Here is a 21,145-nt window from a genome sequence, read left to right on the forward strand (position 1 = left end):
AAAGTCATGTTTTGGCAACTCCTTTCTAATTGCTGTTTTGACTTTGTGCCACCAATGTTCAATTGGGTTCAAGTCAGGAGAGTAGGTAGGTAAAAACAGCAATTCACACCCGGCTTTTTCAATTAATTCTCTAATTTTACGGGAGTTATGGAAAGGGGCATTATCCATAATAATTACCTGCCCAGCTTCCACCTCTGGTAATAAACATTTTTCTAACCATGTCTCAATTACCTTGGCTGTACAATATCTTTCCTATTCCTTACTTAGATGTTGCCTTAAATCGTTTAATAAATTGGATGAATTGCTTCCCTGGCGCTGTTCCTTTAGCTAAGCCTAGCACAGATTTCCACTTTTCCTCTGCCTAGAGTGACATAAGAGCGATAGTTAGCCCTCCTTATCAAACCAGTCGGTCTTCACCTGTATCCTTTACTATCTCTTCTATTTCTGCCAATTTTTGTTTCAGGATTTCCTGCAATTGAGTGAGTTGGTCTATCTCAGCAGCAGCAAGGGTTTCGCTGGAAAGCTTTTGCAAATTCCCGGTCACTTTAGCAACTTGCTTGATATTTCGCGACAACTTGACATCCTCTTTCGCCTGAGATGCGATAGTTTCGTTAACTAATTTTCGGGTTTTCGTGGCAGACAATTTTTCCGCCATAACTTTCTGGGTTACCTGAACTCGAATGGCAAGCGCTTCGTCCTCCGTTTTGCCTAAGTTTTTCCCATTAAGTTTAGCCAGCGCCATCCCATGCACTCCTTTAAGTCCCGATTCCCGAATTGCCGCTTTCAGGTCAGGTGCTAAACCTAACATCGGGAAAATATTGGCATCAACTGAGGCGGGATTGAGCTGTAAATCCAGCAGGAGTCCTAACACTGCCTGTTCTCGCTCCTCTAAACCCAAGTCCGCTAGACCCTGCTGTTGGACATCCTCTGTAGCTGTCATCAGTTCAACAACTTGACTCATGCGTTTTTGGGTATTTAATCGTCGCACGGCTGTATTGAGAATCCGGGGAATGTCTGCTGCGTCTATATCTGTATTGTTCGCTAACTCTCGTACAATTGCCTCAGCTTTATCCAAGGGATTGAGGTCTTCTCGATGTAACGAGGTTAGTAGTGCTTTCCGGTGCAAGGCAACGGGTTCGGAAATAATCACGGCATGGAGATTTTGCCAACCCAAAGCTCTAGCGCTGCGCCAGCGCCGTTCTCCATCAAAGATGACTAAATCACCTCGCCGCATTAAAATAATTGGTTCAAGTTGTCCATCCTTCTCTAAAGAGCGGGACATGGATTCGACACTCTCACTTAAAAAGGTTTGTCGGGGTTGCTCTGGGTTCGGCTGAATTTGTTCAATGGGAATGGACAAAATACCTGCGGTTGATTCTAATTGTTCTCGCAATGCAGCGAGTTGAGTTTCCAATTCGTTTGAACCCGCCGCCCGAAGTTCTTCAATTTCTATCTTGAGACGCTGAATTTCTTCCTCGGCTTCTGATAGCTGTTGAGACTGCTTGGCGGCTGAGAAATAACTGGTTAGGTCAGGTGCTTTGCGGTTACTCATGATAATTCATTCAACGTTCAAATTATTGATGCCAAAGAGGAAGCGATTTCTTTAAAATCAGCCAACGCTGAATGGGAAGGGCGGTGAAGATGTAAAGGTAATCCTTGTCCGCTAGCATTGGCAAATTCCGTACTATTGCGAATAGCTGGAAAGGTGCGGATACCCATCTGTTCTAACTGAAGTGGCAATGACTGATTAAGCTGTCGGTGAACGGCTCTTTTGCGGTCATATTGGCAGGGGACAAATCCTAAAATCTCTGGTTGGGGTTTGAGGCGCAGGTGTCTTATGTGATAGTAATACCACTCCAGTAAACGAGCGGCTCCTTGAACGGATTTGGGTTCGAGTTGTACGGGAACTACGATATGAGTGCAGGCAGCTAATGCCATCAAGGGTAGAGGACCTAAAGTTGCTGGACAGTCAAAAATAATTAGATCGTGTTCGAGGGGATGGTCGGTTAAGCTGTCATTCAATAGGTAAGCTCCGCGTTTATGTAAGACCAGTTCATCTGCGGTTTGGGTCAGTACCATTCCTCCTTGGCAGATGGCAACGTTGTCGATGTGATTCGTCCAGCACGGAATTAGAGGCCAAGAGCCATCAAAATTATCGTTCAGTACAGCCGCTAGTGTTTGTTCGGGTTCAGGTGGTGTTAACCCACAAAAGAGGGTCAGTGAGCCTTGGGGATCGAGATCCATGAGCGCTACTTTGAATCCGCGCTTTGCCAGTTCATAAGCCAGATGAACTGAAAGTGTGGTTTTTCCACTGCCACCAGCATTGCTGATTACCGCCAGTCGAATTTGCATATCTAGGCAAGTTGAGTGCTATTGGAGCATCATATATCGATATATGATCTGGGGGAAGTAGCCGCGACGAAAATTTAATCAGGAGCGCGATTGTACATAAGTAAGGCGACTAAAAAAATCGCGGCAAGTCTCTTGGTGAGCCAATTTCGGGTTTTTGCCTGGGGGGGTTAATCCAGTTGTCCTCTTGAGCGGAGGAATTCATCGGGGTTGTAATGTTCATGCGAAGGTGCGATTTTGGTCAATCGCAATTTTGTGCGCCATGGCGCACAAAGTTCCCCCGCTAACCGGGCGAAAAGAGAGGGTTATGAACTGTTGCGGGGAAAATTGTAGATCGAGCTGCATTAGTTAGCTGAGGGTCAAAATTGCACATCCATAAGACCCCAACTCCAAACTTTCCCCCTGCAAGTGAGCATTAGAAGCAAACAGCATCTCCTGGGTGTTCAGATTGACTTGTTGAGTCCTCGGACTCAAATTAAACAGGCAAACCAACCCTTCCACCTGATTAAATCGCTCAAACCACAGCAAACCCTCCGTTGCTTTGACAAAGCGGAAATCTCCGTGAATGAGAGCAGAATGTTTTTTCCGAAATGCCAACCATGCCCGAACTAACGCCAGAGGAGAACCATTATCCACTTCTGCACAATCGACGGCTAATGGCAAATGTCGCTCATCCACAGGCAACCAAGGCTCAACCGTCGAAAAGCCAGCGTGGGGGGCTTGTGAGTGCCAGGGTATGGGGGTTCGCGCCCCATCTCGCCCCTGATGATAGGGATACATCGCCTTAGCTTCCGGATCAACCAAACGCTCAAAGGGAACATGAGCCTGGGGTAAACCTAACTCTTCCCCCTGATAAATAAAGGCATTTCCCGGCAAGGCTGAAATGAGAACTAACAGCAATTTTGCAGCATTTGTATCCCCATTTTCCCCCGCTAACCGGGATACCGCCCGCACCGAGTCATGATTAGAAAATGCCCAACTTGGCCAAGAGTCTCGCGTTTCCCCAAATGCAGTTTCTACAGCATTACGAATCAATTGAGGGGAAAGCTCAGAACCAAAAAAGATAAAACTGTAGGCAGTGTGCATTCTTTGATTGCCGTGAGTATAAATTGCCATTGTTTCAAGTTCGGGTTCGCAGAGAATTTCTGCTATTCCCATCGTTCCCTGATAACAATCAAATAATTCTTGACGAATGCGCTGCAAAAACTGGAGATTTTCTGGGCGCAGAATATCGTAGACATGGGACTGCCAAAAATAAGGATTGTTGCGTTTCGGGGGCTGGGGGTGAATAGGATTATTCCGCAACAGAGGATCGTGCATGAAATAAGTCGCCACATCAAAACGACAGCCATCTACGCCCAAATCTAACCAAAAACGTCCCACGTCTAAAAGTGCGTCCTGAACCTCTGGGTTATGCAGGTTCAAATCGGGTTGCTCCGCCAAAAAGTTATGCAGATAGTATTGTTCGCGCCTTACCTCCCACTCCCAGGCAACACCTCCAAAGCGAGATAGCCAGTTATTGGGGGGAGAACCATCATCAGAAGGATTTGCCCAAACATACCAATCGGCTTTGGGATTATCTTGGCTTTGGCGACTTTCTTGAAACCAAGGATGCTCCAAAGATGTATGTGACCAGACCAAATCGACAATAATTTTCAGTCCTAAGTCGTGAGCTTTGGTGAGTAAATCTTTAAAATCATCTAGTGTTCCAAATAGAGGATCAACGTCACAATAATCAGCAACATCATAGCCAAAGTCTTTCATAGGAGAACGGAAGAAGGGAGAAATCCAAACTCCGTCAACACCAATCGAGGCGATATAGTCGAGTTTTTGAGTAATTCCGGGTAAGTCTCCCACTCCATCATTATTAGTATCTAGAAAAGAACGGGGATAAATTTGATATAAAACGGCACCTTTCCACCAGGGGTTTGGTACTAAGGGGTTGGGAAAGTTCGACATAATGAAAGATGTTGATTTAAAGACTGCAAATATTCTCACCTTTCCCCTGAAGTACCTCCAAATGCCCCTAGCGATCGCGGGTTTCCGTGCTAAGGAGCTGCGTAAAGTTATTCACACAGAGAGAGGTGCTAAGTTGACAACCTCAATCCCCCTATTAAGAGCCAACTGGTGAAAGCCGAGGACTATATCCAAGAAAAAATGGTAGATTTTATCAGCAAAAAATGCAATACTTTTAGTTAAAAGGATGGGGGATAAGCCCAGGACTAGGTTCTACGGTTGACAACGTGTAATGTATAGAGAAGTTTGAGCATGTTTGAGCATCCATGGACAAGTTTTACCTTTCTGTCAGGCGTTGGGATGGGTCTTATCCTGTGGCGCAGGCAACACCATCAACTCGGCTCCCGTTCAATATCTAGCCTGCCATCACCTCCGGGAAAATGGTTCACGGGTAACGCTCTGGAACTTCTGGCGGCGGCAAAACAAGGAACCTTTTCTCTAGCACTTTTTCGATGGATGCAGCAATATGGCTCGATGATTGTGGTACGGGTCTTCAACCGACCTATTGTACTCGTGGCAAAGCCTCAACTCATCGAAAGCATTTTGACAGACGGGCAAAGTCAGGGAAGATTTACCCGCAGTCCCTCCTTTTATAACGCTTACAAAGATGTGTTTGGCGTCCATATCGGCAACCAGGTTGGTGAAGCTTGGAAGTGGCGTCGCCAAGCCGCCACACCCGCTTTTCGCTCCAGTCAATTCACTCAAAAGTTTGACCTGATCCGTGAGGGATGTCAACAAGTTATCAACCAACTCCAAAGCGCGGCTCAAACAGGCAAAGCGGTTCAAGTCGATTCTTTATTTGTGGATTTGACGATGAATATCATTGCCTCTTTTTTACTAGGAGTTACCTTTGAGAGAACAAAAAACTTTACTGGCGAACCTCCCTTTGAACCCCAGCGCTTGTATGCCGCCCTTGCCGTCCTGGAAAAACATGTACTTTTACAAGCTACTGGTCGCAGTCGATGGTTTAAGTTTCTCCCCACATCAGAAGGACGGGAATACCAACAGGCTCAAGATTATTTACGACAGAATTTAAAGCCGCGTGTAGCGATGGCGTTGCAAGTGGCGAGGACTGATGAGGCAGAATCCCCATCGGTCAGTCCGTCATTTCGCGATTCAATGTTAGTTAAATTTGCCAAAAACCCCCAGCATGATCAGGATTCGCTGATTGCCGAGACTCAAGCTTTGATCTTTGCCGGTCATGATACGACCGCTCACACCATGTCCTTTGCCGTTGGTGAGTTGGGGCTTAATCCGAGAGTTTTTCAGACTGCACAACAGGTTGTTGATGAAGCCTGGGAGAAGGAAGGCTCACTTAATCTTTCTACTCTGCAACATTTAACTTACATAGAGGCTATCGTCAAAGAAACATTACGACTTCATCCAGTGGCGGCGGGAATCCCCCTAATCTCTACCCAAGAGACTGAATTAGATGGGATCAAGATTCCGGCAAATGTGGGTGTTGAACCCTTTTTCTGGGCAGCGGGACGAGATCCTGATATGTATCCTAACCCGGAAGAATTTTACCCAGAGCGATGGTTGCAATCGGAGAGTGATCAACAACCTCTGCCCCTCTTATTTGGATTTTCGCGGGGGTCTCATTTTTGTTTAGGCGCACCCCTGGCTCTTTTGGAAGCAACGGTGATGTTGTCTTTACTCCTGCATCATTTCAACTGGGAACTTGTTAATGGACAAGATTCTCTGTTAGATGTTAATCAGTATTTGACGGTATTCCCGCGTGATCGCATGCCGATTCGTGTCGTGTCGAGACCTTAATTGATAACGGGTTGCTCTGTTCGACGACCCCTGGGAACGCTTGGTTTGATGGGATTAGATGGGTCAATCTGGGAAAGTGCGATGCTTCCCTGGAGTTATCCCCTCATCCCAATTCAGATGATCGTCTACCCATGTCTCATATTTGTCAGCAAGCAGTATTCGGATGGGTTGAGTTGACCATGCCAATGGCACTATAATCCCGATAACGCTACTTACCCGTCTTTGTGTATGAGTACTCAAGTAACCCCCAACTCGCCTCTACAGTCGGAAATCATTAAAGCATGGCAGAAAGGTTATGAGTCTCAGCCCAATGAATATAGCTACTGGATTAGTGATATTGAAGGACAAGTTCCCCCTGAACTTAAAGGAACCTTTTTTCGCAATGGTCCAGGACTATTCGAGATTAACGGGCAGCCCATTGCTCATCCCTTTGACGGAGATGGTATGATTTGTGCCTTTTCCTTCAAAGATGGAAACGTACACTTCAAAAACAAATTTGTCCGCACAGAAGGCTATGTCAAAGAACAAACCGCAGGCAAGATTCTCTACAGAGGTTTTGGTACACAGAAACCTGGGGGTTGGCTTAAAAATATCTTTGATTTAAGGTTTAAAAATGTAGCTAATACTAGTGTTATCTATTGGCACAATAAAATTTTGGCACTGTGGGAAGGCGGCAATCCCTATCATCTCGATCCAGCGACTCTAGACACGAAAGGACTCGATACCTTAAACGGTATTTTGAAACCCAATCAACCGTTTTCCGCTCATCCAAAAATTTTCTATAACCCAGAAACCCAACAAAAAATTCTCATTAATTTTGGCGTTGTCACCAACTTATCAAGTCAGCTACATATCTGGGAAATCGACCAATCGGAGAAACTCTTAGCCACCCATCAACATCAGCTTTCCGGCTTCCCTCTGCTGCATGATATGTTGATTACTCCTCATTATTATATTTTCTTCCATGTTCCCTTTAAAATTAAGCCCTTGCCATTCCTGTTCGGACAGAAAAGTATTGCTGAATGCTTAAAATTTGACAGTCAATCCCAAACCAAGCTGCTGGTGATTTCTCGTCAATCTCCCCATGAAATGAAAATCATTGAAACCGATCCTTTCTTTGTTTTTCATCATGTAAATGCTTGGGAAAACGAGGGAAAACTTTATTTGGACTCTATTTGTTATGATTCCTTCTTTGAAACCGACTCAAGTATAAATTTTCGAGAAGATGATCTAGACCTTTCCTATCTCCCAAAAGGGCAATTATTGCGCTTTGAAATTGACCTGGTGCAAGAACAGGTTAGTTATAAAACCTTAGAAACAACCCCCTTGGAAATGCCCATCATTCATCCCGAAAAACAGGGGTATGAATATCGTTATGTGTATCTCAATTGTGCTGATGAATCTACAGGCAGCATCTTACAACAGGGCATCCGTAAAATTGATATGTATACCGGAGACAAACAAGATTTTTCTGTTGCCCCTTATGGTTTTGTTACAGAACCGATGTTTATTCCCTCACCCAATGCCTCCACAGAGGATGATGGTTGGGTTTTAACATTAGTCTATAATGCGGCTGAACATTGCTCAGAATTAGTTGTTCTGGATGCCCGTGATCTGACAAAAGACCCCGTGGCAAAGTTAAAGCTGAGTCACCCTATTCCCCATGGTTTCCACGGACATTGGACTAATCAACTTTTTCTCTAAGTTTCATAACAAGACTATGGAAGACCTACTCTCACAGTTATACGCCCAGGTACTCACCCCATCCATTCCTCCCTTAAGTTCCGAACACCAACAGCGACTTCAGCAATGTTCTATTGATGAAAATAGTCCGGGTACTATTCTGCGTGATTTTCAAACTCTGCTAGACTTCCTGCACCCCAATGGAACTCAAGTCAGTGGCAAAAATAACCTCTTTCCCCTTAAATTGCTACCTGAAATTAACTCCCGTCTGAGTCATCCCATCCAAACTAATCTCAAACGCCCTCAACAAAAGTCTTACCCTTATATTAACGGACTCTATTTGTTATTACGCGCCTCTGGGTTATCTCAAGTTAAACACAAGGGAAAAAAACAAATCCTGGTTTTAGACGAAACTGTACTTCAATCCTGGACAAACCTTAACCCCACCGAACGCTATTTCACTCTCCTGGAAGCTTGGATGATTTTTGGGACTGAAGAAATTTTAGGAGAACGCTATGATTTAATGGGGAACCTGTTCAAATGTGTCCAATTTTGGTCAAGACTTCCTGAAAACGGCTTCAGCATTGCCAAATATAGCGACCAAAGGGAATTCTCCTATTCGCCAGAACTTTACAACATCGCCCTTTTGGATTTATTTGGCTTCCTTTCCGTGCAATCGGGACAACCTGAAGCGGGACAAGGATGGCGGATTACTCGTTTACAACCCTTGCCTTTTGGCGATGCTATGGTGCGGTTTTTGTTTACCATTTGTGGAAAAAAAGATTTTACTTGGGAGTCTCAGGGTAAGGTCAATGTCACCTTCGGAGAATTACAACCCCATTTTCAATCCTTTTTTCCGGAATGGAAAAATAATTTAGTCCTGACAAATAACGAGTTCACCGATGGAATTTATGTCTTTAAAGTATCCCTGGAAAAAGCTTGGCGGCGCATCGCCATTCCCGCTAATTTTGAATTAGACGGATTAAGTGATAGCATCCTGGATGCTTTTGATTTTGATAATGACCATTTGTATCAATTTATCTACAAAGACCGTTTTGGTCGTAGGGGACAGATAAGTCATCCCTACTGCGACGAATTGCCTTCAACAGCAGAGGTTTGTGTGGGTGAATTACCACTACAGCCAGGGGACAGGATGATATTTCTCTTTGATTTTGGGGATCATTGGGAATTTGATATGCAACTCGAAGAAATTCAGCCGCCTAATGCCAAAATCAAAATGCCCCAGATTCTGAAACGATATGGTGAAGCGCCTTCACAGTATTGGGATGAAGAGGAAGATTGGGAGGAAGACGAGGATTGGGATGGAGATGATGAGTAGGAAGATCCAATTAAAAACACTCAGTACAGGCAGATGGCAAAAGGTTTCAAGGAAAAAGTACCAAAATAGTACCATGAAAAAGCCATTGATTAGTCTGAAAACATTTTCGATAACGTTGTTCCTGGGATTGGTGATGAGTGCCAGCACTAAGGCGATCGCTGGTTTTAAGCCGAGTTCATCTAATCAGGAAAATCGGGCGCTTTCAGAAACCTTAGTCGCAGGTTATAAGGGTCTACAATTCAAACGGTGGAGAAGCCAGGAAACTCGACGCATTTCAAGAGGAATGGCAAGGTGTATTGGTAAAGCTCAAGTTAATTTAATACCCTTATTACCACAGTTACCAACACCTAATGAAATTCCAGTTGAGTTGACGGTAGAGGCAAATCCAACATTTTTAATTTATGTGAGTGAGAGTAACTTTCCCGTAAAGGAAGCTCAGTTTACACTGCTTAATGGAAAAGGTGAGGGTATCGGCGTGGCTAGTTTGTTTATGAATTTTCTTGAGCATCGCGCCCCAGCCACAACCTAATTCCAATATTTTTCTGCTTTCTGCCTCTTCCCCACCACAAGACTCCCTGTAGCAGAGCCTATGTTGATTGTGCAGAAACGAGCAACAGAGGCGGGGGTGGAGTCGTTTAGTCCCCATGATTTTAGGCGCACGTTCTGCTCGGATTTGTTGGATGCGGGGGTGGATATTGTCACGGTGTTCTTATTTGGCGGGTCATGCGTCTCCGGTGACGACGGCGAAGTATGACCGCCGGGGGGAGGAAGCAAAGCGACGGGCGGTGCAGCGTTTGGAGTTTTAGATTATTCGTAATTTATCGGCTAAGAGTCCAGTGTATGTAAAGAGTTTGTGATCGCTAAATTTTTTCCTCAGAGAATGGGCAGACTGGATAAAGGAGTATAAAGCGGTCAATGAATGATACCAAGAACTAAGACTTCTTACTGCAATCCCTTCTCTCTGTAAAAGATCAAAAGGTCAATTGTTTTTATGAAGACCATGAAGAAACCAGTTTTTGCTTCAATTACCCTAGGCGTTCTCTTGCTGACCACAATCTGTAGAGCAGCTCAAGCCGATGAGTAGAACCCTGAATTAATGGTAATGCCTAGCATCGATTACTTAGAAGTAGACATCTTTTGTGATGGTGTTGATGTAGAAAAGAAAAGACTGTACCTGAACGAATGGGGCAAACCTCCTTATGTTCTTTTGGGAGAAGAGGTTGAAATCTCCCCGCGCTGGAACGGCATCAGCAGATATATCCTGGTTAGGTTACAAAATGGGAATGAGGTTTCCATCGATAAAGCGTGTCTAAGCCCCAACCCACTTTTATATTACCGGACAGGTACAAATTGACTTGTCCAAAGTTCAAAGCACCTTTATTTTTTCTTGACTGACCCAGTAAAATGCTCAAAATCAAATCTCTCGGCTTATCCATTATTGCCGCCTCAGTTGTTTTCGGTAGTCAAGCACTTGCGTCCGTTCCTACGTCTGTACTAGACCAGTCCACTGACTCATATTTTTGGAATGTTCACCCAGAAATGTTGAACAGGAGTATCCAGCCTCATCAAACTCAGTACAAAAAAGAGTGGTTGGCTATTCGAGAGGTTTTGAGAGACAGGCTTGTTTGGATGGAATTACCTTACTGCTACGCAGAACCCGGAACCTATGGCTATGAAGTGGAGGATTATGGGGAAACAGTTACAGCACTAACAGACGTGGTATTCTATGCCCGTCACCCTGAGTTGAACGGGCGCAAGATAAGACCAGGAGAGACGGCGCTAGTGGAGGAATGGAAAGCTATTGCTAGAATGTTCCCGCAAAGCTTGTGTTAGAGTGCGATCGCTAGGTGAAAATGGGTGCTTGCCAGCAAAAAAATTTATCCGGTGCGACGATTTATTTTGTGACTCTTGGAGATGAACCTGTTTGGTTAAATCCAAAAGTTTTTGGGTAATCTTTTTGAGGTCTCTGGGCTTGATCATAAATTGAGGCGATTCATTGTTGTCTTGTAAAAAGATGGAGTCTATTTGATAATCAAAAGCTTCCTTACTATTTTGCCATGCTCACACTAATCTAACCAGACAGCGATCGCACTAATTGCTTATGCAATGTGGCGGGGTGAGTTGAGTCGTCGTCCGGATTATGAACATAATTCCCCTAGAACTGCTTTAGCCCGAAAGACGGGTAAGGTGGCTATGTCTGAAGTATGGCAAGTAGTGGATGGGAGTGTGTATGACGGGGATACGCTGCGGGTGAAACGGGGGTGGGAGGAGATGAAGCTGCGGTTATGTGGGATTGATGCACCGGAGAAGGATCAGCCGTTGGGAATTGAGGCGCGGGACTATTTGCGATCGCTAATTGGGGAAGGGGATGGTGATGTTATTGTTGTCCCGGTGGAGAAGGATCGCTATGGTAGAACGGTGGCTGAGGTGTTTGTCAGTCCTCGCCCAGGGACTGGGTATGCAGAAGAAGAGGAGATTCATCTGAATAGTCAGATGATGATGGCGGGTTATGCTTGGCACTATAAACGGTTTTCTGGGAATTGTCCCAATCGGGATGGGTATGATGTGGCTGAACAGATAGCGAAGGATAGTCGGGTTGGGGTGTGGGCAACTCCTGGGGCGATTCCCCCGTGGGAATGGCGGAAGTCGCAGCTGCAGTTCCGCTCCCAGTAATGTCTGAGTATATGGGCTGATTTGCAAGAGGTTATCTTAAGATGAGCGCAAACCTTCAGAGAATACAAATAATTGGACTATACGGAACGAACAAGCGTATTGATGCTCGTATCAGCGACAATACTCTAATCCTCGTTGGTGAAAATGGTTCCGGTAAAACTACATTTCTTCGTATATTATTCAATCTCCTAGCGGGACGTTGGCACTCACTAAGTCTCTTTCGCTTTGAATCCGCTATCCTAACTCTAGATAATGAAGAAATAAAAATTCATTCCTCCGATATCAACCATTTGATGAAAAGGATTAATGATAGAGCGTTACAAAGATTACCTCGCTCCCTACGTTTAAAAATTGTAGAGATTTTTGAATCAGGTGAAGCCCTAAGAAGACCCGAAACCCTTGAAAGAATTGCTAAAATATATCGTATTCCGAGGGGCTATCTTATGGAACAGCTCAGTTTATTTGATGACGAATACAGGCAGCTCAGTTTATTTGATGACGAATACAGTAATCTTTCACAGCCAATCAAGGAAGCATTGAGGGGTATTCAGAAAATTGATGCTCAAGTTCTTTATTTGCCGACATACCGTAGGATTGAACAAGAGTTGGCAAGCGTACTTGACTGGGTTGATCCTGACGATCTAGAACTACGTCGCCAAAAGATGCGACCCTGGAAACTGGATCGTGATCAAGCTCATATTGAACTTGTAGAGTTTGGTATGCAAGATGTTCAGAATTATATAGATGCTAAACTTGAGGAACTAGAAAAATTTCAAAGCTCAAGTCTTAATGTACTAACTCTCCGCCATTTCGGTGACATAGTTTCATCAGCTTATCAAGCAGAAGATATTCAAAAGTTAGCAAATTTATCCGAGGATGATATTGAATCTGTACTCGCGCGTGTTGATGAGTCTATTGTAGGTAATGACCAACGTACTGAATGGCTCAACGCGATCCAACAGGCTCAAAAAAAAGGAACGCCTACTGAGCGAGACCAGATTATTTGTCACTATTTTCTCAAAATCCTTGATTTCCAGAAGTCGTTACAAGATAAAGAGGAAAATATTTCAAAATTCTGCAAGGTTTGCTCAGAGTATATCCTGGATAAGGAGTTTGTATACGACAGCGCTTCCTTCAAGTTTTATATACGCCCAAAGTTGGAAGATTATGCAGAGGAATCCGTTCAACTTAGTGATCTATCTTCTGGAGAAAAGCAAGTAGTTTCACTATTTAGTCATTTATATCTTTATTTGTTGCCAAGGTTCAGAACTCAGCCAAAGAAAAAAATAGGGCTTGGGGTGGGCAATGCAATGGTTTTGCTGAGTCCTTATGCGCGTACTCCAGAAAGTTTGATAAAATTCGTCGAAAGAAACTACCTGTCATTCATTCGTTCAGCAGACCCTAGTTAGCTAACTTGAAAACCGCTGTAAATTCTCTTAAAGAAAACAGAGACAAGGGAACAGGCAACAGAGAATACCCAATTTAAATGCACCTTAGCTTAACTATCCTTAAAGTAAAAAATCTCCTATTCCAGAGGTGAGTCTACTGACTATTCACTATCCTCTGTCGCAATTGAGTATAACGCTGCTGTTGTAGGGTTTGATTCACAGAAATAGCGATCGCTTTCTTTGACCCGATGACAATGGCGAGTTTCTGGGCGCGAGTGAGTCCGGTGTAGAGGAGGTTGCGCGATAGCATTAGGTAATGTTGAGTATATAAGGGAAGAATCACCACTGGATATTCTGAACCCTGGCTTTTGTGAATCGTGACCGCCCAGGCTAAGGTAATCTCATTCAGGTCGGCGTAGTCATAAGTAACGATTCGCCCTTGATACTGTACCTTCACTTCCTGTTCCGTGGTATCAATCGCCGTGATGACACCCAAATCCCCATTAAATACATCCCGTTGGTAATCATTGGTCTGTTGAATCACGCGATCGCCTACTCTTAAGGTTATCCCACCGCGACTGATTTCTACTTTATCGGGACTGGGGGGATTAATTAACTGTTGCAGTACCTGATTAAAATTCCGAGTTCCCACCACCCCCCGTGTCATTGGACAAAGTACCTGCACATCCGAGGCGGGATTAAACCCCAGATTGGGGATTAAATCAGAAATCAACTCACAAACCACCTGCACCCCATGGTCCGGTTCAAATCCACCCCCATGCCAAAGACAATCAGAATGGGGAGTATCAGAGATTGGCTCTATCCTTTGATGGCGTAGATGCTGTGCCAGTCGTTGTCCTAGATTCTGTTCGGTGTAGTAAAATGTGGGTTTATAACACAGGGGGGGTGTATCGGGGTGAGTCTCGATAACCAGGTCTTGTTGTTCACTTGTGTGAGTAATGATTCGGGCGATCGCATCTTCGTCTGGGGTATGAGAGTCGGTTGTCAGTAGGGAATAGGTGCGTTTAATCAGTTCCGGTTGGGGTAAATAGCAATGTCCATCTTCGGCGGCTTCTGTTAAACTATGAACCAATCCGGCGCTGTAGCGAAATTCGGAATCAGCGGGAACGCCTAAGTTTCGGGCGATTTTATCGGCGCTGAGGAAGCCTATCCCGTAGATGTCGGTGGCGAGTTGATAAGGGTTTTCGGTGACGGTGGCGATCGCACGTTCCCCATATTGCTTATAAATCTTCACCGCGTAGGTGGTGGACACTCCATGTCCTTGTAAGAATACCATCACCTCTTTGATGGCTTTCTGGGTTTCCCACGCCTGTTGAATCATGCGGATGCGCTTTTTGGCGATCCCTTTTACCTCGACGAGTCGTTCAATCTGGTTTTCGATAACCTCCAGGGTATCGAGTCCAAAATGGGCGACAATTCGAGATGCGGTAACGGGTCCAACGCCTTTGATGAGTCCACTCCCCAGATATTTTTCAATTCCCGTCAGGGTGGCGGGTTTGGTTTCTTTGTACTGAGTTACTTGAAACTGAGTACCATACTGAGGATGATCCCGCCAAAATCCGGTGAGGTGCAAGGTTTGTCCGGGTTGGATGTTGGCGAAACTGCCAACAATGGTGGTTAGTTCTTTGGCTTTGGGGCGTTGTAGACGGGCGACAGTATAGCCGGATTCAGCAGAATGATAGGTCAATCGTTCCACTACGCCTGTTAGGGTTTCGTAGTGGGGAGTTGCTTTTATCGATGGATAGGGTGAGATGGACAAGGATGGTTATCGTAGCCGTGGATAGAGTTTATCCTCATCTTAACGAGATGATAGCAAGGCAAATGGGGGTAAGTATATCTACTTAAACCGGAATCTAAGCGATAAACAGACATAATTTGTTTATAGTGATGAAGCAAGTTATGCCATCGTTATCTCTGTCGAACCCGTGCAGGTTATCGGGAAAAGCATCCAGAACTGTCAGATCTTCTGCCTAAGAACTGCAATCGGAACAGTTGCAGTCTGAATTAACACAATCAGATAGATTAGCTCGTGTGGGTTAATGTGTAGGATCGATGATGATAATATCAGCCTCCAATAGAGTCTTTTTTAGACCTTCTAGCAGAATTTCTATCCGCGCCTTTTGGCTCTCATTGAAAAAGCCAGTCACCAGGAGAGTACGTTTGGGTTGATGTGTAGGATCGATGATGATATCAGCCTCCAATAGAGTCTTTTTTAGACCTTCTAGCAGAATTTCTATCCGCGCCTTTTGGCTCTCATTGAAAAAGCCAGTCACCAGGAGAGTACGTTTAGGTTCTACTGGCTCCGGTTGTGCCGGAGGATTTTCATACTGCTTCTGAGCAACCCTAGTACTGTCGTTATCTTCCCAAGCAACTAGATTTTGCCACTCATCTAATCCGAGAGCCTCACAGAGAGATCTGAAGCAATCAACAGTTAGTGACTGTCCGTTCAGAAAACGCTTCAGCGTTGACCGCGAGACTCTAGCCGTTCGCGCCCATTCTTGATCAGTTCGATTCCAACCCTTCATAATTCTAGCTTTCTCAACGATAGACATGCTCTCCTTCGAGAGCTTGTAGGGACTCTTCGATTTAGTCATTTTTGTGGTGTTTTCCAGTATCTTCAGGATTTAGTCAAGGCTGCCAACCTTTAATAAACAGTTTAGCAATGATTTTTTGGCGAAGCAAAACTTAGACTTTTTAAATGCGCTGAAGTTAAGAGTTATCTGACCATAAATGACCCAAAAATGACCCACATACTCAAAGTTTAACCATGTTCAACCATAAACTGACCCAAATATAGTTGTTTTTGTTATGACAAAACTCAGATATTAAGCTACATTGATATAGGAGTCGGGCTGACACCAAAAACAAACGGCTTTATGCCGTTGAGGAGCTGCCCATTTTTCGGGAAGGAGCCGTCATGAAAATCCTTAAATTAACCAACACACTCGTTAGCGGTTTCAACACACTCGTATTTCTGCCTTCTTGCAGTATGCATGAGAAATTTACAGGTTGCTTACAGCGTTTTCAGACTCGATGTTATACACCTAAACAAGAGCAGAATAGAGCTGTCCTAGAGTTACTGAATAGAGCTGTCCTAGAGTTACTGTACAATGGTATCCTTCATGGCGAGGATGGCAATGACTATATAGAAGGTGGTTTGGGCAATAATGTCTTCTATGGTGCCATTGGTGGATACTTCTATTGGGTCAACTGCTATTGGGTCAGGGGAATAGATGATATTGTCAAGACTGTTATCAATATTGTCAAGACTATTGTCAAGACTATTGTCAAGACTGAAAATCTGACGACTCAACTGTTTTCCTGCGCCAGTGATAAATTTACAGGTTGTTTAGATATTGAAGTCTCTGAACACCAACGATGGAGTTTATATTTTTCCCAAGGTTTAATCTGTGGTGAAAGTGGTATAGCGTTTTTCAAATGGATGAGATACAGATTGGCAACTGAAACCTTTACTCAGCAAGCACCGCTTGTACCTCACTCAAACGAAAACTGCTATATACATCCCCGTCGCAGTTGGTTGCGCCAGCTTTATCGGTACTGTCCCCAGGTTGTCAAGGAGGCGGCTGCTAATCCTTCCCAGCTATTTCCTAGTGACAATATTCAACATCTTGAACAGACATCTAATCCTTCTCCTGTACAACTACAACTCAGTTATAGCCGAATTCCCCCAGACCAAATACATTCAGCCTTAGTCACCATAGATGTTGATAAAATTTGGAGGCAAGCCTTAAAACTTTGGCGGAGTTGGCAAAGCGCAGATTTAACCGATATTTCTCCTAATTTAGCGCCTAAGGCATTAAACCCTGAGGAAATAGAACAACAGTTTTCCCAGATGCTCTATGGTAACCTCAGTGGTTTGGGAGGTATCAATCAGATGTTTAAAACGTTGCCAGACGAAACCTCTGACGTTGCCTCTGATAACCTGATTGCTGCGATGGATGGTAATCAAATATTACGGAATTTAGCTATTCATTTAAATCGAAATATTGTACTTCTAACCCAGCCTATCATGCCCTATATTCGTCAAGGGTTAATTGAGTTGAATGAGAATGATCTGACTCAGCCTATCATGAACGCGATAAGGTTTATTTTCCCAAGCTCTACTGTAGTACAAAATTATTAATATATGTTAACATAAAGATATAGAGGGGTTAGTCAGTCTCAAAAACAAACAAATTATTTCGGTGTTTAACTCCAGTACTTAGTCAAGCTGCCAACTTTAAAGAGTCTGAAGTATTAAGCTCCGAAGATTGACACCCCTCTTTCCCTAATAAACTAGTCGAAAGTTATAGCAGGTCGCTAGGCGTGTATTTACAACTCCCGTACCTGAAGCTGAGTCTAGAGGAGATGTTCGTACAAACAAAGTGTAACTAGACCAGCGCAACGGGCTATAGCAAGCCCCAAAGACTGCCAATTAACTGAACTCTCTCAATTTATGACTGGAGCTGGTTGCAACTAAGTTAAATCCCCAATAGAGATTACAACCTAAATCAGGTCAGTAATTATTAATAATTTTTATCCAAAATTGATCCATAATTGATTGGTAAATGACCCCAAAAAACCAGTCAACGGGTCATGTTTTATATCGGAAATTATTATAATGAAAATTATCAAGTTGGCAGCTTGACAATCACTTCATTAGTATTGGAGTTCAAAATTATGGAGAACACCACAACAACCACCACCGAAACGATGACGGAAATTTCCACCATCCCAGCTTCCTTTTGTCCAATAGACACCGCCCTAGTTAAGACGTTAGCGGAACATGGAAGCCCCCTCGTCGCCTTAGCGTTGGTTTGGTTACTTTTCCGATCACTAACCCGCTTCGTGCAGGTGTGTAAGGAGGAATAATGCCTTTTTAATTGAGAGGTAGGGATCTCACTCCGAAGTGAAATTCCTGAGCAGGTGCATCTACTCCACATGGTTGGTGTGGGAAAATAGAATACCAGTTCATTGGTATGTAAAGTTGCCTATGCGATCGCTCTCCCCCAACCCGGCTCCAAGGCATTCGGCGATGCTCAGACTTCGGCGAGCGCTCAGTCGAGCCGTCGAGCCGTCGCTGGGATCGTAAGGGCTTGGTCACCAAGCCCTTATTCAATAACCATCAAGCAATAAAAACAAATCTCACAGCAGCTCCAGGGGTTAGCACCGCGTAGGCGATCGCGGGAATATTTCGGCTGAAACTCCTGATTTTTCGTAGAAAGGGCAACAAGGATTTTTGGTGGAGGTGGCGGCGTCAATGATAACTCAACGGCGATGGAATGGGAATTGAGGGAAGGGGTTTAAATTATCGCTTTTTAGGAGGTGTAAATTGATGTAAGACGGTTACTCCCTCAAAATTCGCCAAAATGAAGGGAGTAAACGGAATGGATGAAAAGCGTGCGATCGCACTCTTCATCGCCACCCGATTATTCAATCAAATCGCTCTTACCCCAAATACAATCACTAACCATCCAGCCACTAAGATTAATCCCAATCCCGACAAAATTTTTGTGGTTCGGTTGGCTTTGAGTAATATGTCTTCGTAGGAACGTTGATGATCCTGAATCATCAGAAAAGCGGGTTGACTAATCAGAGGAGAGAAAATCCGACTGAGTATCAGTCGCCCAAAGAAGTTTAAACTCCAGAAAAACCGACGCAGGGGTGCTTGATTATACTGCCAGGGAAAGGCAAATCGGACAAGCTGAACCACAGCCTTGACATCCGGACTTCGTTGTGATTCATATTCAGGTAAGGCTTGGCAGAGATTATTCTCATATTTAGCCAGTATTTCATTCAGAATATACACATCCTCTAAGGCTGAATTTACCCCTTGTCCAATGTCAGGTGGAAAGCAATGAACGGCATCGCCTAAGAGTACGATAAAAGCAGCCGACTGATTTTGTCTGTCTTGATTATTTAACTCAAAATATAATCCCGCACAATATTGAGGCGTGGGAAAAGCACCCCCTTCACTTAAAGCAAATCGCTGGGCTTCTTCCGGAGAGACAATTTGCCGTATGGGTAGTTGAGGAAAGGCTTGCTCTAAAAAGTTGTATAATGTTCCACGGGTTTTCAAGTCCCATATTTTATGGTTGGGTCGTGTGATAATATTGGCACTACGAGGTTCATCCGGATTTTTAATCGGCAATAGACCTAACGAGACAGAACGTTGGCGATCGCGAAATCTACCCCGAATCGCATACGCCATATCGCAGGCGGCGTGTTCCTTCCCATCAGAGTCCAAGGGGAACTGGGGAGGTAGCGTTAAGACTTTATACCTCAATCCAGCACTTGGCGAGGGGAAACATTTCATTTCAAATCGGTCTGATTCCGGACTATCCCACTGTTGCAAAGTTTGGCGAACTGTAGAGTAAAGTCCATCACACCCCACTAGGAAGTAAGGCTGAAAATGGATAAGATTATTGGTGTCTGTGCGAACAACAACGTCTATCGTTTTCTGGTCTGTGTTAGGGGAATCAGTCTGATTAATTTGAATACATTCCGTATTAAACAAGACGTTAATACACTTTTGCCAATTGCGCTCAATTTCCTGGTAGAGTAACAATACGAACGCCCGACGGGGTAGCCAGTAAGCGGGTTTTCGATTGGGATTTACAATCGGCAATTTTGAAGTTTTGCGGTGACCATTCGGTTTAATCCGCGTTAGGTAAAAGTCTGTACTGGGAACGCTGATATTTGCCAGTTCCTCGGTGAGTCCCAGAAAATCCGTTAATTTTTGCCCCCGACCATCAATGAGATAATTGAAGGCTTTATCGGGTTCATAGTAATCAGCCGCCGCCCGTTTTTCTAGGACTGTAATAGTTGTCCAGCCGCGTTTGGCAAGCATTAAGGCGGTGGCAAGTCCGGCGGGACCTCCACCAACAATTAATACATCTTGCTGACAATCGTCGCTCATTTGCATAGCTAGGGGACTGGGGAGTATCCTATTTGGGGATAAGGTTTTTTAGGGCGATGACTACCTCCCCTAAACCATGACTATCCTAGAGTTTGAATCATTATAACTTGTGCGTGCGATCGCTCTTTCTGACTCATCACCTTTCTAGTGCCATCGGATTGGTCAGGATAAGGCTGAAGGTGATGAAGCCAACCCTCTTAAATTAGGGTTTTCATTCTCAACAAGTTCAACTGTTGAATAGAAACATAGGAATAGATATATGGAAAATTTCCGTACAATATATAGTTAGGCGCGACAGGAGAACTCAATGCCCGTAGGTGTTGCATTTAAAGCCTTGGCGATCTGGCTAGTCATCTTGGTGTTGGCGATGATTAACGGTGTCCTACGGGAGGCTGTCCTGATTCCGGAGTTCGGCACCGCAGTTGGGCTTCTCTTGAGCGGTATTCTCCTTTCGGCACTCATCTTTCTCGTCACCCACTTGTCGTTGCCTTGGCTAGATGTCCGCCGACCCGGTGTGTTCGTAGGGATTGGTCTGGGCTGGGTAGCCCTTACGGTACTCTTCGAGTTCTCATTCGGGCTTTTGCAAGGTAAGTCCTGGCAGGTCATGCTTGAGGCGTACACGTTCCATGGTGGCAACATCTGGCCAATCATTCTGGTCGTCACGGCGCTTGCCCCTTACCTTGACGCTAAATTTAGAGGTTGGGCTTAGCCCCAGCATCGAAAGGGCGAAGCCTGAAACCCTTACAGTCAGGGAGTTTGATATTTTGCCTTTATTCCATAAGTTTCAAAAGGAGCGATTGAAAGCTGATTTTCTACCGCCCTCAGTTGTTGACATTCAAGCCTACACTCCGCACTTCAAAATGTAGTACGATAAGCTACAGACACGTCTCCGAGAAGACTAAGCATAAATACTCACTTTACTGAGGATTGATACCTTGAGATAATTAGCCAGTTAGCTGTAACTATTTAAAAGAGAGATTA

The 21,145-nt window shown here is 44.4% G+C and carries 18 protein-coding genes and 2 pseudogenes; 12 read left to right on the forward strand and 8 right to left on the reverse strand.

The annotated features are described in order from the left end of the window. The 4 genes and pseudogenes from RH949_RS28420 to RH949_RS28435 all read right to left on the reverse strand — a co-directional run. Positions 1–237, reverse strand: a pseudogene (locus RH949_RS28420) (transposase); the annotation flags it as partial. Positions 238–397: 160 nt separating this feature from the next. Further along, a complete protein-coding gene (locus RH949_RS28425; protein WP_446357901.1) occupies positions 398–1,552 on the reverse strand; it encodes a ParB/RepB/Spo0J family partition protein in 1,155 nt (384 codons plus the stop codon). Positions 1,553–1,569: 17 nt separating this feature from the next. After that, positions 1,570–2,352, reverse strand: a complete 783-nt coding sequence (locus RH949_RS28430) for a ParA family protein (protein WP_006102481.1) — start codon at positions 2,350–2,352, stop codon at positions 1,570–1,572. A 345-nt stretch (positions 2,353–2,697) separates the two neighbouring features. Then, complete coding sequence (locus RH949_RS28435; protein ID WP_446357904.1) at positions 2,698–4,308, reverse strand: alpha-amylase family glycosyl hydrolase; 1,611 nt, start codon at positions 4,306–4,308, stop codon at positions 2,698–2,700. A 309-nt stretch (positions 4,309–4,617) separates the two neighbouring features. Here RH949_RS28435 and RH949_RS28440 point away from each other — a divergent pair, with 309 nt between their 5' ends. The 9 genes and pseudogenes from RH949_RS28440 to RH949_RS28480 all read left to right on the forward strand — a co-directional run bounded on the left by RH949_RS28440 (position 4,618) and on the right by RH949_RS28480 (position 13,245). Then, positions 4,618–6,141, forward strand: a complete 1,524-nt coding sequence (locus RH949_RS28440; RefSeq protein ID WP_446357906.1) for a cytochrome P450 — start codon at positions 4,618–4,620, stop codon at positions 6,139–6,141. A 228-nt stretch (positions 6,142–6,369) separates the two neighbouring features. Continuing rightward, positions 6,370–7,845, forward strand: coding sequence for a carotenoid oxygenase family protein (locus tag RH949_RS28445; protein WP_006102391.1), 1,476 nt, complete (start codon positions 6,370–6,372; stop codon positions 7,843–7,845). Between the two features lie 16 nt (positions 7,846–7,861). After that, positions 7,862–9,163, forward strand: coding sequence for a plasmid pRiA4b ORF-3 family protein (locus RH949_RS28450; protein WP_446357908.1), 1,302 nt, complete (start codon positions 7,862–7,864; stop codon positions 9,161–9,163). 73 nt (positions 9,164–9,236) lie between these two features. After that, positions 9,237–9,692, forward strand: coding sequence for a hypothetical protein (locus tag RH949_RS28455; RefSeq protein WP_446357910.1), 456 nt, complete (start codon positions 9,237–9,239; stop codon positions 9,690–9,692). A 66-nt stretch (positions 9,693–9,758) separates the two neighbouring features. Next, positions 9,759–9,969, forward strand: a pseudogene (locus RH949_RS28460) (tyrosine-type recombinase/integrase); the annotation flags it as partial. Positions 9,970–10,265: 296 nt separating this feature from the next. Next, a complete protein-coding gene (locus RH949_RS28465; protein WP_446357912.1) occupies positions 10,266–10,517 on the forward strand; it encodes a hypothetical protein in 252 nt (83 codons plus the stop codon). A gap of 275 nt (positions 10,518–10,792) precedes the next feature. After that, positions 10,793–10,996 (forward strand): hypothetical protein, encoded by a 204-nt coding sequence (locus tag RH949_RS28470; RefSeq protein WP_446357914.1) that lies wholly within the window; start codon positions 10,793–10,795, stop codon positions 10,994–10,996. A gap of 360 nt (positions 10,997–11,356) precedes the next feature. Next, positions 11,357–11,836, forward strand: coding sequence for a thermonuclease family protein (locus RH949_RS28475; protein ID WP_446357916.1), 480 nt, complete (start codon positions 11,357–11,359; stop codon positions 11,834–11,836). 41 nt (positions 11,837–11,877) lie between these two features. Next, positions 11,878–13,245: a hypothetical protein gene (locus tag RH949_RS28480; RefSeq protein ID WP_446357918.1), complete on the forward strand. Its 1,368-nt coding sequence runs from the start codon at positions 11,878–11,880 to the stop codon at positions 13,243–13,245. 133 nt (positions 13,246–13,378) lie between these two features. Here RH949_RS28480 and RH949_RS28485 read toward each other — a convergent pair whose 3' ends face one another. Then, a complete protein-coding gene (locus tag RH949_RS28485) occupies positions 13,379–15,004 on the reverse strand; it encodes a helix-hairpin-helix domain-containing protein (RefSeq protein ID WP_446357920.1) in 1,626 nt (541 codons plus the stop codon). Between the two features lie 277 nt (positions 15,005–15,281). Beyond that, complete coding sequence (locus RH949_RS28490) at positions 15,282–15,770, reverse strand: hypothetical protein (RefSeq protein WP_446357922.1); 489 nt, start codon at positions 15,768–15,770, stop codon at positions 15,282–15,284. 392 nt (positions 15,771–16,162) lie between these two features. On the opposite strand from RH949_RS28490, the gene RH949_RS28495 reads away from it, so the two are divergent. Both RH949_RS28495 and RH949_RS28500 read left to right on the forward strand, forming a co-directional pair. Next, a complete protein-coding gene (locus RH949_RS28495; protein WP_446357924.1) occupies positions 16,163–17,389 on the forward strand; it encodes a calcium-binding protein in 1,227 nt (408 codons plus the stop codon). Positions 17,390–17,925: 536 nt separating this feature from the next. Continuing rightward, the gene (locus RH949_RS28500) at positions 17,926–18,117 is read left to right on the forward strand and encodes a hypothetical protein (RefSeq protein WP_446357926.1); all 192 of its coding nucleotides are present in this window, start codon (positions 17,926–17,928) and stop codon (positions 18,115–18,117) included. A 436-nt stretch (positions 18,118–18,553) separates the two neighbouring features. Here RH949_RS28500 and RH949_RS28505 read toward each other — a convergent pair whose 3' ends face one another. Further along, the gene (locus RH949_RS28505) at positions 18,554–18,682 is read right to left on the reverse strand and encodes a hypothetical protein (RefSeq protein ID WP_446357928.1); all 129 of its coding nucleotides are present in this window, start codon (positions 18,680–18,682) and stop codon (positions 18,554–18,556) included. Then, positions 18,683–20,170, reverse strand: a complete 1,488-nt coding sequence (locus RH949_RS28510) for an FAD-dependent oxidoreductase (RefSeq protein WP_446357930.1) — start codon at positions 20,168–20,170, stop codon at positions 18,683–18,685. Between the two features lie 301 nt (positions 20,171–20,471). On the opposite strand from RH949_RS28510, the gene RH949_RS28515 reads away from it, so the two are divergent. After that, positions 20,472–20,873: a hypothetical protein gene (locus RH949_RS28515; RefSeq protein WP_044208345.1), complete on the forward strand. Its 402-nt coding sequence runs from the start codon at positions 20,472–20,474 to the stop codon at positions 20,871–20,873. Positions 20,874–21,145 lie beyond the last annotated feature (272 nt).

The organism is Coleofasciculus sp. A1-SPW-01, assembly GCF_040217205.1.
In the GTDB taxonomy this organism is placed as follows: domain Bacteria; phylum Cyanobacteriota; class Cyanobacteriia; order Cyanobacteriales; family Coleofasciculaceae; genus Coleofasciculus; species Coleofasciculus chthonoplastes_A.